We start from the raw sequence: 13,054 nt of genomic DNA on the forward strand, positions 1-13,054 counted from the left end.
CCAGATGCAATGGAGGAATGGCGCAATGGAGGCCGCCCGACCCATGGGGGCGGGCGGCTCCATGGCCGTCAGGCCGTGGCCAGCCCCTGGCGCAGTTCGCGCGTGGCCTGGACCATCGCGCTCAGTGCCTTTCGCACCTCCGGCCAGCCGCGCGTCTTCAGGCCGCAGTCCGGGTTGACCCACAGCTGCGCCGCCGGGATCACCTGCAACGCCTTGTCCAGCAGTTCGCCTATCTCGGCGGGCGACGGCACGCGCGGGGCGTGGATGTCATACACGCCCGGACCGATGCCGTTGGGGTAGCGGAACCGGGCGAAGGCATCGAGCAGTTCCATCCGCGAGCGCGAGGTCTCGATCGAGATCACGTCGGCGTCGAGCGCGGCGACCGCGTCGATGATGTCGTTGAACTCGGCGTAGCACATGTGGGTATGGATCTGCGTGGTGTCCGCCACCGCGGCGGCGGCGAGGCCGAACGCCTCCACTGCCCAGTCCAGATAGTGCGGCCAGTCCTCGCGCCGCAACGGCAGGCCTTCGCGCAAGGCCGGCTCGTCGATCTGGATGATGGCGATGCCGGCCGCTTCCAGCTCGAGCACTTCATCGCGCAGGGCCAGCGCGATCTGCCGGCAGGTGTCGGCGCGCGGCTGGTCGTCGCGCACGAACGACCACTGCAGGATGGTCACCGGCCCGGTCAGCATGCCCTTCACCGGGTACTGCGTGCGCGACTGTGCGTAGCGGGTCCACTCCACGGTCATCGCGCGTGGCCGGCTGACGTCGCCATACAGCACCGGCGGCTTCACGCAGCGCGAGCCGTAGCTTTGCACCCAGCCGTGCGAGGTGAAGGCAAAGCCGTCGAGCTGCTCGCCGAAGTACTCGACCATGTCGTTGCGTTCGAACTCGCCGTGCACCAGCACGTCCAGGCCGATCGCTTCCTGCTCGCGCAGGCAGTTGTCGATCTCGCGCTCGAGGAACAGGCGGTAGCCGGCGTCATCGAGCTTGCCGGCCTTGTGGTCGGCGCGTGCCTTGCGCACCAGCGACAGCTGCGGGAACGAACCGATGGTGGTGGTCGGCAGTGGTGGCAACGCGAGGCGTTCGTGTTGCAGGCGCGCGCGCTGCGGGTAGGGCGTGGTGCGCTGGCTCATCGCCGGCAGCAGGCCGGCCAGTCGCGCGCGTACTGTCGCGTTGCTCAGTTCCGGAGCGTTGCGGTGTGCCGTGCGCGCGACCTGTGCGCTGGCAATCGCTGCCACGGCAGTGGCCTCGCCGGCATGGGCATCGGCGAGCAGTCGCAACTCCTCCAGCTTCTGGCGGGCGAACGCCATGCCACCGCGCAGGGGTTGTTGCAGCTTGCGCTCCAGGTCCAGGTCGATCGGCACGTGCAGCAGGGAGCACGACGGCGCCAGCCATCGCACGCGCGCACCAGCCGTGCTTGCAAGCGCCAGCGCCGCATAGAGGTCGGTACGCCATACGTTGCGTCCATCGACGACGCCAAGGCTGAGCGAACGCTCGGCCGGCCAGGCTTCAAGCACTCGCGCGAGCTGTTGCGGCGCACGTGCCAGGTCGATGTGCAGCGCATCCACGGGCAGCCCGGCGACCAGTTCGAGGTTGTCGCCCAGATCGCCGAAGTAGGTCGCGAGGAGGATCTGCGGAACGTCGGCGGCGGCCAGTGTGGCGAATGCGCGACGATAGGCATCGCGGTCTGCCTCGCCCAGGTCGAGCACCAGGCACGGTTCGTCGATCTGCACCCACGACGCACCGGCGGCCTTCAACTGCGCAAGCAGTTGCACGTACGCCGGAAGCAGCTTGTCGATCAGTTCGAGCGGGCAGCCGCCGTCTTCGCGCTTGCCCAGCTTGAGGAACGACACCGGGCCGAGCAGCACGGGGCGCGCCTCCAGTCCAAGTGCGCGGGCTTCAAGCAGTTCGGCCAGCGGCTTGTCGCCGCGAAGGCGGAAACGCTGCTCGAGCTGGAACTGCGGCACGAGGTAGTGGTAGTTGCTGTCGAACCACTTGGTCATCTCCAGCGCGTGCAGGTCGTGGTGGCCGTCCTGCAGGCCGCGGGCAAGGGCGAAGTAGCCGTCCAGCGGGTCCGCCTCGAACACGTCCCGGTGCGATGGCGGGATGGCGTCGAACAGGACCGCGGTGTCGAGCACGTGGTCGTACAGGGAGAAGTCGTTGCACGGGACGACATCGACGCCGGCATCGCGTGCCAGCTGCCAGTGCCGGGCACGCAGTTCGCGTGCGGTTGCATGAAGGTCCGCCGATGTCGTCTGGCCTTTCCAGAACGATTCGAGGGCCTGCTTGAGCTCGCGTCGCGCGCCGATGCGCGGGAAGCCGAGGTGGGTTACCTGAGTCATGGTGATGATGTACCTGCGATGCGTTATGCATGACGCAGGGCAACGAAGGAGGGCACGGCCACGCGCCGACGCCGCGAACGGCGCCGGAAGAAGACCAGCCTTCGACCTTCGCCCCCGCGGGCGAACCGGCCGCGCGGCGCGAGCCGTGCGGTCGGGGGTCGGACGGAGGGCGGACCCTCCGGTCGGGGCAGGTCTTCGGGCTCGTGGGCGCGGGGACACGAGGTCCCCACCTACTGGCCACCGCTTCCCGGGCAAAGCCCAGTGCATGGATGGCGGTCGTTCCCATATACCGCTGCGGGGCAGCTCCGGAATTGGACTGGCGTCCGTACCGGATTCCCTCTGGCGCCGCCGGTTGCCCGGCGGTGCTTGTCACATCGCTCCATCTTTATGAAGCGATGATCACCACGACGGCGCTAACGTTAGCCCCGTCGGCAGGAGGCGTCAATCGGCCGATGGCACCAGGGCGGGGACCGGCGTCGGCTGGCCGTGCATGTCCAGCGCGACCATGGTGAAGCGGCCGCGCGTGGCCAGCTGGATGTCGCCGGTCATCAGGTCCTCCCGATGCATGTCGACTTCCACCTGCAGCGAGCTGCGGCCGGTGGCGACCACGCGTGCGACCAGCTCGACCAGCGCGCCCTTGGGCACGGCGACGTGGAAGTCGATCTGTTCCGAGCGCGCCGTGACCACGGTGCTGCGCGCATAGCGCGAGGCGGCGACGAAGGCGGCCTTGTCCATCCACGCCAGCGCCTGGCCGCCGAACAGCGTGCCCAGGTGGTTGGTGTGGTCGGGGAACACTATCTCCGTCATGCGCGCTTCGATGGGAGGCGCAGCCGCTTCAGAACGCGGCATCGAAGGCGACCTCGCCCTGCACGCCCACCTGGTACGCGGAGACGCGACGCTCGAAGAAGTTGGTCACTTCCTGCACGTCCTGCAGGTCCATGAAGGCGAACGGGTTGGTCGCGCCGAAATGGCGCGGCATGCCCAACTGCGCGAGGCGCTGGTCGGCGCAGTACTGCAGGTACTGGCGCATGTCCTTCGGCGACAGGCCGGCGACGCCGCCCGACAGAACGTCCTGGGCGAACTGCATTTCGCACTCCACCGCTTCCTCCAGCATCTGCACGACCTGGCGCTGCAGTTCGTCGTCGAACAGTTCCGGCTGCTCGCTGCGCGCGGTGCGGATCACCTCGAAGGCGAAGGCCATGTGGCAGCTCTCGTCGCGGAACACCCAGTTGGTGCCCGAGGCCAGGCCGTGCAGCAGGCCGCGCGAACGCAGGTAGTAGACGTAGGCGAAGGCGGCGAAGAAGAACAGGCCTTCGATGCAGCAGGCGAAGCAGATCAGGTTCAGCAGGAACTGGCGGCGCTGCTCCGTCGTCTCGATGCGGCGGATGTCCTGGATCGAGTCGATCCACTTGAAGCAGAACTCGGCCTTGGCACGAATGGACGGGATGTTCTGCACGGCATCGAACGCCTTGGCGCGCGCGACCGGGTCGGGCAGGTAGGTGTCGAGCAGGGTCAGGTAGAACTGCACGTGCAGCGCTTCCTCGTACAGCTGCCGCGACAGGTACATGCGCGCCTCGGGCGCGTTGATGTGCTGGTAGAGGTTCAGCACCAGGTTGTTGGCGACGATGCTGTCGCCGGTGGCGAAGAACGCCACCAGACGCTCGATCAGATGACGCTCGGCCGGCCCAAGCTTGTGCTTGAGGTCGTTGACGTCGAGCGAGAAGTCGACCTCTTCGACGGTCCAGGTGTTGCGGATCGCGTCGCGGTACATCTCGTAGAACTGCGGGTAGCGCATCGGCCGCAGGGTGAGGTCGAAGCCGGGGTCGAGCAGGCGTATGTCGGACATGGTGTTGCCTCGGTGGACCTTGCCCTTCAGAGGCGTTCGACGCTGCGTTCCGCGGGGGGAGGGAGGCAGTTCGCGCGTCGCACGCCGGCTGAAGGGAAGGTTCTTGTGGGGCGGTGGCAATGGCCACCGCCGAAGACATCGTCATCCCCGCGAAGGCGGGAACCCAGTGACTTTGCTGCAGTTAAGCGCAACGGCGCTGGGTTCCCGCCTTCGCGGGAATGACGGATTACTTGCTACTGGCAGGCCTCGCAGCTTTCCGGGTTTTCCAGCGAGCACGCGACCGCTTCCACCGCCGTGTACTCCGGCTTGGCCGCTTCGGCGACGCCGCTGACGGTGGCCTTGGCGATCTTCGTCGCCGGGCGCGAGCGCAGGTAGTAGGTGGTCTTCAGGCCCTTCTTCCACGCGTACATATACATCGACGACAGCTGGCCGATGTTCGGGCTCTCGATGAACAGGTTCAGCGACTGGCTCTGGTCGATGAAGGCGCCGCGGTCGGCGGCCATGTCGATCAGCGAGCGCATCGGCAGTTCCCACGCGGTGCGATAGACCGCGCGCAACGACTCTGGAATCTGCGTGATGCCCTGGATCGAACCTTCGGCCATCTTGATGCGGTCGCGCAGTTCCGGCGTCCACAGGCCGAGCGTCTTGAGCTCTTCGGCGAGGTAGCGGTTGACGACGAGGAAGTCGCCCGACAGCGTCTCGCGCTTGAACAGGTTCGACACCTGCGGCTCGATGCACTCGTAGCAGCCGGCGATCGAGGCGATGGTCGCCGTCGGCGCGATCGCGATCAGCAGCGAGTTGCGCAGGCCGTGCTCGGCGATGCGGGCACGCAGGCTGTCCCAGCCGTGGGCGTCGGACGGCGCCACGCCCCAGGCTTCGAACTGCAGCTCACCCTGCGAGGCGCGAGTGTCGGCGAACGACGGATGCCGGCCGCGCTCCATCGCCAGCTCGTTGGAAGCCGACAGTGCATGGAAGTACACGGCCTCGGCGATCTGCTTCGACAGCGCACGCGCCCGGTCGGAGTCGAACGGCATGCGCAGCTTGAAGAACACGTCCTGCAGGCCCATCACGCCCAGGCCGACCGGGCGCCACTTGAGGTTGGCGCGGCGCGCGGTCTCGATCGGGTAGAAGTTCAGGTCGATCACGCGGTCGAGCTGGCGCACGGCAAGGCGTACGGTCTCGGCAAGCTTCTCGAAGTCGAAGCGTCCGTCTTCGCCATGCACCGGGCCTTCGGAGAAGAGTTCAACGTGATGCGACAGGTTGATCGAGCCCAGGTTGCACACCGCGGTCTCGTCCTGCGAAGTGACTTCCAGGATCTCGGTGCAAAGGTTCGACAGGTGCACCACGTTGCCTTCGCGCAGGGTCTGGTTGCAGGCGCGGTTGGACTTGTCCTTGAAGTTCATCCAGCCGTTGCCGGTCTGCGCCAGCGTGCGCACCATGCGGCTGTACAGCTCGCGTGCCTTGACGGTGCGCGCCGCCAGGCCGGCCACTTCGGCGGCGTGGTAGGCGCGATCGAAGGCTTCGCCCCACAGGTCGGTCAGCTGCGGCACCCTGGCCGGGTCGAACAGCGACCAGTCGCCGTCGGCCTCGACGCGGCGCATGAACTCGTCGGGGATCCAGTTGGCCAGGTTGAGGTTGTGCGTGCGCCGCGCCTCGTCACCGGTGTTGTCGCGCAGTTCCAGGAACTCCTCGACGTCGGCGTGCCACGGCTCCAGGTACACGCAGGCCGCGCCCTTGCGCTTGCCGCCCTGGTTGACCGCGGCGACCGAGGCATCGAGCGTCTTCAGCCACGGCACGATGCCGTTGCTCAGGCCGTTGGTGGAGCGGATAAGCGAACCGCGCGAGCGGATGCGGGTGTAGCTCAGGCCGATGCCGCCGCTGAACTTGCTCAGCTTGGCCACGTCCATGTAACGCTTGTAGATGCTTTCCAGCGAGTCTTCCGGCGAGTCGAGCAGGAAGCAGCTCGACAGCTGTTCGTGCGTGGTGCCGGAGTTGAACAACGTCGGCGAGCTGGGGATGTAGTCCAGCTGCGCCATGCGCCGGTACAGCGCCAACGCGTCGCTGACGTCCTCGCTCAGTGCGCAGGCGATGCGCAGGAAGAACTGTTGCGGCGTTTCTATTACCGTACGCGCGGTCGGGTGGCGCAGCAGGTAACGGTCGTAGAGCGTGCGCAGGCCGAAATAATCGAAACGCTGGTTGAGGGTCGGGTCGATCGCGTCGTTGAGCTTGCGCGCGTTGGCCTGGACGAAGGTCAGCAGGCGCTCGTTGATCAGGCCCAGGTCGAAGCCACGCTGCACCGACTGCGAGAACGCATGGATCTCGATGCCGGCGACTTCCTTCTCGATCACGCCGGCGAGCAGGCGCGCGGCGAGGCGGCCGTATTCGGGTTCTTCGGCGGTGAGCAGGGCGGCGGTGCGGATCGACAGTTCGTCGAGCTCGCGCGTGGTCGCGCCGTCGTACAGGCCGGAGATGGTGCGGGTGGCCACGCGCATCGGATCGACGGCGAACAGGCCTTCGCAGTTGCGCGTCACCGCGCGCACGATCTTGTTGAGGTCGACCGGGTCGCGGCGGCCATTGCGCTTGGTCACCGTCATGGTGAGGTTGGCGGCCGGCGGGGTCAGGGTGAAGCCGGCGGACTCGATCTGTGCAGTGGCGGCTGCATGGGGACTGACGGCAGGCTTGCTCGCGGCAGGCGCGTCGGTGGTGGTGGTCATGGTGGTAGCTCCGGTGCGTGGGCGCACGGCTCGTTGACCTTCCCTCGAAGGCAACGTGGCGCGGGTTCCGAAGCGTGCGGTTGCGGCGTCGCGCAGGCCGAGACGGGCCTGTGGTGGCGGGCGCGTTTCTCGAGAGAAAACGGGCGCCACCCTGCGACACCGACCGTCTTCCCTCCGAAGACTCGCTGGCCGGTCACCGCGCGGTGTGCAACGCGCGGCTGTCGGCAGGTCTTCGGGCTCTGGACGCGAGGGCCGGGCGTAAGCCGCTGGCACCTCACCTACTGACCGTCGCTTCCCAGGCCCGTGCCCAGTGCCATGACGGCGTTCGTTTCCACTACCGCTGCGGGGCAGCGCCGGAGTTGGCCGCTCGCTCGTGAGCGTGGCCGCACCGGACTTCCCTTTTAAGCCGACCGCGAGGTCGGCACCGACGGCCACAACATAGTGGGGGTTGGGTGATCCGTCAACGCTAAATGTTGTGGATAAGTTGTGAGTGAGTGCTGGTGCGGATTTGCCGTGCGGGGATGTCGAAGGGAGAATGCGTGGTCGCCAAACCCATCCCCACCCAACCCTCCCCTTGAAGGGGAGGGCTCTAAAGGCCACTGCCCATGTCCATCCTCCGCATGTCCGACCTCGACCTCGCCGGCAAGCGCGTGCTGATCCGCGAAGACCTCAACGTGCCGATCGACGACGGTCGCATCACCTCCGAACAGCGCATCACCGCGGCCGTGCCGACGATGAAGCTGGCGCTGGAAAAGGGTGCCGCGGTGATGGTCACCTCGCACCTGGGCCGGCCGAAGGAAGGCGTGTGGAGCGAGGCAGACTCGCTGGCGCCGGTCGCCAGGCGCCTGTCGGAGCTGCTCGGCATCGACGTGCCGCTCGTGAAGGACTGGGTCGACGGCGTCGACGTCGCACCGGGCCAGCTGGTGCTGCTGGAGAACTGCCGCATGAACGTCGGCGAGGGCAAGGACGACGAGGCGCTGTCGAAGAAGTATGCGGCGCTGTGCGACGTCTACGTCATGGACGCCTTCGGCACCGCCCACCGCGCGCAGGCCTCCACGCACGGCGCGATCCGCTTCGCCAAGCTCGCCGCCGGCGGCCCGCTGCTGATGGCTGAAGTCGACGCGCTGGCCAAGGCGCTCGACAACCCGGCACGTCCGCTGCTGGCGATCGTCGCCGGCTCCAAGGTCTCGACCAAGCTCGAGCTGCTGTCGTCGCTGGTCAGCAAGGTCGACCAGCTGATCGTCGGTGGCGGCATCGCCAACACCTTCATCGCCGCCATGGGCTACGGCGTCGGCAAGTCGCTGGTCGAGAACGACCTGATCGACACCGCGAAGAAGATCATGGCCGACGCCAAGGCGCGCGGCGCCGACATCCCGGTGCCGACCGATGTCGTGGTCGCCCCGGCCTTCGCCGCCGATGCACCGGCCACGGTCAAGGCCGTCGACGCCGTCGGCGCCGACGACATGATCCTCGACATCGGCCCGGACACCGCGGCGCGCTACGCCGAGCTGATCAAGGCCGCCGGCACCGTGGTCTGGAACGGCCCGGTCGGCGTGTTCGAATTCGATGCGTTCGGCAAGGGCACCGAAACCCTCGCGCGTGCGATCGCGTCCAGCAAGGCGTTCTCGATCGCCGGCGGCGGCGACACGCTGGCCGCGGTCGACAAGTACGGCATCGAGCAGGATGTGTCCTACATCTCCACCGGCGGCGGCGCCTTCCTCGAGTTCCTCGAGGGCAAGGAACTGCCGGCCGTGACCGCCCTCAAGGCGCGGGGCTGACCCCCCACCTTCCACCCGCCTCCTGTTCCATTAGTATTCGATGCAGGGGAAAACAGGGGGCGGTGGATGCGTATTGCATGGGGGTTGCTGGCATGGCTGCTGGCTGGTTCGGTGTGCGCGGGCGAGGTCGAGTACCAGCGCGGTGAATTCCGCTTCAAGGTGGCCGATGCGCCTGCCTTCGTGCAGCGCCACGACGTGCCGGCACGGTGGGACGCCAGTGCGCCCGGCGCCAGCGGGGCGCCGTGGCGCTTCTGGCTGTACGACGTGCAGATCGACCATCGCCAGGGCCACGACGATTTCTACGTCGATTACGTCTACGAGGCCAAGGCCGCCTCGTTGCTCGGTGACGCCGGCCGCTTCCAGATCGAGTTCAATCCCGGCTACCAGCAACTGACGATCCATCGCGTCGAACTGCGCCGCGCAGGCAAATGGCAGACCCGACTGGCGCCGGATCGGATCTCGCTGGCACGCCGCGAGAGCGAGTTCGAACAGGACCTGGCAGACGGCGAGGTCACGGCACTGATCGTGCTCGACGATGTCCGCGTCGATGACGTCGTCCGCATCAACTACACCATCACCGGCAGCAACCCGGTGCTGGCCGGCAACACGGTGGACGCACTGACCTTCGGCTGGCGCAGCCCCGTGCTCGACGCGCGCCTGCGCGCGGTCTACGACGGCGGCAGCGAGCTCAACGTGTACCGCGAGAACAATGCGCCGGCGCCGCGGATCGCCCAGGTCGATGGCCGCACCGAGGCGCTGTTCGTCGGTCACGGCGTCCCGGCCTACGTCGACGAAGACAACTACCCGATCTGGTACCAGCCGTTCCCGGTTGCCTGGGTGGCGCGCAAGCGCAGTTGGGGCGACGTGGTGAACTGGGCGCTGCCGCTGTATCCCAAGGCCGGCGCCATGCCGGCCGACCTGGAAGCGAAGATCGGCCAGTGGCGCAAGCTCGGTGATCCCTATGCGCAGGTGAAGGTGGCATTGCGCACCGTGCAGGAGCAGGTGCGCTACTTCGGTGTCGAGATGGGCGAGAACTCGCACCGTCCCACGCCGCCCGCCGACACCTGGACGCGCCGCTACGGCGACTGCAAGGACAAGGCCTACCTGCTGGTGACGCTGCTCGAGCGCATGGGGATCCGCGCCGCACCGGCGCTGGTGTCGACCGCGCGCGGGCGCGCCATCGCCGGCTTCACGCCGGCCGCGTCGGTGTTCAACCACGTGATCGTGCGCGCGCAGGTCGGCGACGACGTGCTGTGGATCGATCCGACACTGACCGCGCAGGGCGGCGATCCGCGCGACAGCGACCAGAGTCTGTACGGCGTGGCGCTTGCCGTCGCCGCCGGTGTCACCGCGCCGGAGACGATCGCGGCACCGAAGAACGCCGACGTGCAGGTGACGGTCAACGAGCATTTCGTTCCCGCTGCCGATGGCCGCGAGGTGATGCTCGACGTCGAGACCACCTACCAGGGCCGCACTGCCGACAACGTCCGCCGGACCTTCGCCGGCCAGCGCATCGAGGAAGTGTCGCGGCGATATTCCGACTACTACCGCCAGCGCTTCGGCGAGGTCGAGGTGGCCACGCCGGCCGTGGTCCAGGACGACCTCGATCGCAACCGCCTGACCCTGATCGAGCGCTACCGCCTGCTCAATCCCTTCGACAGCGAGGACGGCGGCAAGGCGCTGGATGTCTTCGCCGAGGCGCTGGACCGTCCGAGCGCGCTGCCGCCGTCGATGTCGCGCAACGGACCGCTGTTCTTCGCCCAGCCGGTAAGGCTGCGCCACGAGATGCATGTCGACGTGCCCAAGGGCTGGAAGCCGTCCTTCCAGGACGAGTCGTCCAGCCACGCTTCGCCGGGCTTCACCTATCGGCGCGACCTGAAGATCGAAGCCGGCAGGATCAACCTGACGTACGACATGAAGGTGCTCACCACCGACATCAGTGCCGGGCAGGTGCCGGCGCATGTGGCCGAGTTGCGCAAGTTGCGTGACAGCCTGTCGGCACGCCTGCGCTTCCAGTTGCCGCTGGCGCAACAGCGCGAGGATCGCGACCAGCGCCTGAAGTCCCTGCTCAAGTCGGTGATCGCGGAGACACAGACGCCATGACCCGTCGCCTACCCCTGTGCGCATCCTTGCTGCTGGCGTTGAGCCTGCCTGCCACCGCGGCTTCGCCGGCCGCGCCGGCTTTCGATCCGGTCCAGGCCTGGCAGCAGTTCCTCGCCAAGGGCGAACTGGACACCGCGATTGGCGCGTTCGACCTGATGGAAACCGTTGCCTATGACGGCAGCCAGGTCAATGCCGACGCTTGTGTCCAGCACCGCGATGACATCAACAAGGCGATCGCCGTCGCCCCCGTCAGCATCCTGGTCCGGCGTGTCGCCTACCTGTGCGCGGAGTCTGTTTCCGATGACGCCGCGGCCGAGCGCGAGATGACGGCGCTGGCGGCCCTGTCCAGGCATGCCCTGGCGCAGGCCGGCGATTACAACCACCCGATCCGCGTGCTCGGTGCCGCCGACGCCACCGCCCTGGTCAACGCCAGCGGCATGCAGGTGCTGTCGGTGACGTACGAATGGCCACGACCGGAGCGCTATTTCCCGATGGTCGTCGTCGGCTGGGATGCCGAAGCCAAAGTCGAGCGCCATCTCACGTTCGACTTCGTCGACACGATGTACCAGATCGCCCGCGACGAACCCAACCATGGCCTGACCGTGCTGCGCAATGGCCTGGTCGTCAGCATGGTGTCCAGCGGGGACGCCGAGCTTTCCGCGCGCGACATCAAGGCCGTGCGTGATTCGCGCGACAGCGATGGTCTGGATCAGAAGCTGGGCGCATTGCGGCCGGTCGCGCGTGAAGGCGGCCTGCGCGCTGCATTCGAGTGGGTCGAAGTGTGCGGCGCAAAACCGACTGCGTCCTGTGGCGAAGGCTTCGTCGAAGCGGTGCTGCCGCGCGCGGAGCACCAGCAGGCATTGCCGATGGTGCTGCTGGCCTACGCCTATTTGCAGGGCTTTGGCGTCGAGCGCGACGAGGCCGCGGCGTGGGCCCTGCTCGAGGCCGCCGATCGCCGCTGGCCCAACTACGGCGCCACCGCCGAGTTCACCCGGATGTGGATGCGCCTGCACGACGATCCGATCGCCGATGCCGACATGCCTGTGGCGCTGCAGAAACGCCTGGACCGTGCCGCCGCCGACGGCAACGGCTTCGCCCGCTATGAAGCATTGCGGCGCAGGGTGTTGTCGCCGTCCAAGCCGAAGCTGGAAGCAGGCGACATCGCTTTTCTCTCCGGCGCGGCGATCAATGGCAACGGCACCGGGTTCGCCCTGATCGCCGATTACCACGACCGCCAGGGCGAGCCGCAATTGCGCCTGCTGGCGCTCGAGAAGGCCGCCGATGCCGGCCACGTCAAGGCGCAGGCGTTGTACGGGTGGGAACTGTTGTACGGCACCGGTGCGCGCGACACCGAACGCGGCCAGCGCTACGTGTTCGAGGCCGCGCAGGGTGGCCAGCCCTGGGCGCTGCGCCACATGGCCGAGGATCGCAACCGCGAAGGGCAGTGGGCACTGGCCGAGAAGTGGCTGCTGCCGGCGGTCTACGGCGGCGACGTGGAAGCGCTGTTCGATCTCGGCGCGCTCTACGCGTCCGAGCGTCCCGGCGTGGAAGGCAAGGCCAGCAACGCCCTGGAGATATTCCAGTCGCTGGCCGATGGCGACTACGCGGCGCGTGCCCGGGTCAGCCTGGCCGACATGGCGACACGGGGCCTGGGCATGAAGAAGAACCCGAAGCAGGCGATGCAGTGGCTGCTGCCGGTGGCGGAAAAGGGCGACCTCAACGCACAGACGCGACTGGGCCTGGGTTACCTGTACGGCGACTTCGGCAAGGTCGACGAAGCGAAGGCCAAGCGCTGGCTGCAGGCGCCGCTCGCGGCCAGGCAGGGTTGGGCGAGCAAGTCCTACGGCAGCTGGCTGTACCACAACGGCCAGACGCCGCAGGCGCGCGCGCAGGCATTCACGCTGTGGGAGCAAAGCGCCGACGCCGGCATGAGCGGGGCCTACAACGAACTGGCGTGGGCATCGTGCACCTCGCCCTATCCCGACAGCTTCGATCCCAAGCGCGGGATGCAGACGGTGGCGAAGATGGACGACCCGCAACTGCTGGATCTGCCCGAACTCGACACGGTCGCGGCCTGCCACGCCGCCGCGGGCGATTTCAAGCGCGCGGTGGAACTGCAGGCGCTGGCGTTGCAGCGCGCCGACGCGCTTGCCAGCAAGCAGCCGGACTACAAGGAAACGGCCGACAGCTTCCGCGAGCGCCTGGCGTTGTACCGGGCCAATCGCCATTACATCGACGAGGAAGACAGGAAGTCGCTGTAACCGCCAG

Annotated in this window: 7 protein-coding genes and 2 riboswitches; of the genes, 3 read left to right on the forward strand and 4 right to left on the reverse strand. The window is 67.6% G+C overall.

Going from position 1 to position 13,054, the window contains the following annotated elements:
* Positions 1–68 precede the first annotated feature (68 nt).
* From metE to AC3A3Q_RS12880, 4 genes are all read right to left on the reverse strand, one after another.
* Positions 69–2,345 (reverse strand): 5-methyltetrahydropteroyltriglutamate--homocysteine S-methyltransferase, encoded by a 2,277-nt coding sequence (gene metE / locus AC3A3Q_RS12865; RefSeq protein WP_487586619.1) that lies wholly within the window; start codon positions 2,343–2,345, stop codon positions 69–71.
* A 187-nt stretch (positions 2,346–2,532) separates the two neighbouring features.
* A riboswitch (cobalamin riboswitch) is annotated at positions 2,533–2,711 on the reverse strand.
* Positions 2,712–2,786: 75 nt separating this feature from the next.
* On the reverse strand, positions 2,787–3,194 hold the full coding sequence (locus AC3A3Q_RS12870) for an acyl-CoA thioesterase (RefSeq protein ID WP_487586620.1): 408 nt from the start codon (positions 3,192–3,194) through the stop codon (positions 2,787–2,789).
* Entirely contained in the window at positions 3,181–4,191 is a 1,011-nt protein-coding gene (locus AC3A3Q_RS12875) for a ribonucleotide-diphosphate reductase subunit beta (RefSeq protein ID WP_487586621.1), read from the reverse strand. Before AC3A3Q_RS12875 ends, AC3A3Q_RS12870 begins: the two co-directional genes overlap by 14 nt.
* Positions 4,192–4,424: 233 nt before the next feature.
* Positions 4,425–6,785: a ribonucleoside-diphosphate reductase subunit alpha gene (locus AC3A3Q_RS12880; protein WP_487586728.1), complete on the reverse strand. Its 2,361-nt coding sequence runs from the start codon at positions 6,783–6,785 to the stop codon at positions 4,425–4,427.
* Positions 6,786–7,111: 326 nt separating this feature from the next.
* Positions 7,112–7,349: riboswitch (cobalamin riboswitch) on the reverse strand.
* 161 nt (positions 7,350–7,510) lie between these two features.
* Here AC3A3Q_RS12880 and AC3A3Q_RS12885 point away from each other — a divergent pair.
* The 3 genes from AC3A3Q_RS12885 (at position 7,511) to AC3A3Q_RS12895 (ending at position 13,047) form a co-directional block, all read left to right on the forward strand.
* Positions 7,511–8,683: a phosphoglycerate kinase gene (locus AC3A3Q_RS12885; RefSeq protein ID WP_487586622.1), complete on the forward strand. Its 1,173-nt coding sequence runs from the start codon at positions 7,511–7,513 to the stop codon at positions 8,681–8,683.
* A 66-nt stretch (positions 8,684–8,749) separates the two neighbouring features.
* Positions 8,750–10,786, forward strand: a complete 2,037-nt coding sequence (locus tag AC3A3Q_RS12890) for a DUF3857 domain-containing transglutaminase family protein (protein WP_487586623.1) — start codon at positions 8,750–8,752, stop codon at positions 10,784–10,786.
* Positions 10,783–13,047 (forward strand): tetratricopeptide repeat protein, encoded by a 2,265-nt coding sequence (locus AC3A3Q_RS12895; RefSeq protein ID WP_487586624.1) that lies wholly within the window; start codon positions 10,783–10,785, stop codon positions 13,045–13,047. The genes AC3A3Q_RS12890 and AC3A3Q_RS12895 overlap by 4 nt, the downstream gene beginning before the upstream one ends.
* The last annotated feature ends 7 nt before the right edge of the window (positions 13,048–13,054 follow it).

The organism is Lysobacter sp. Soil_C_59 (genome assembly GCF_057656415.1).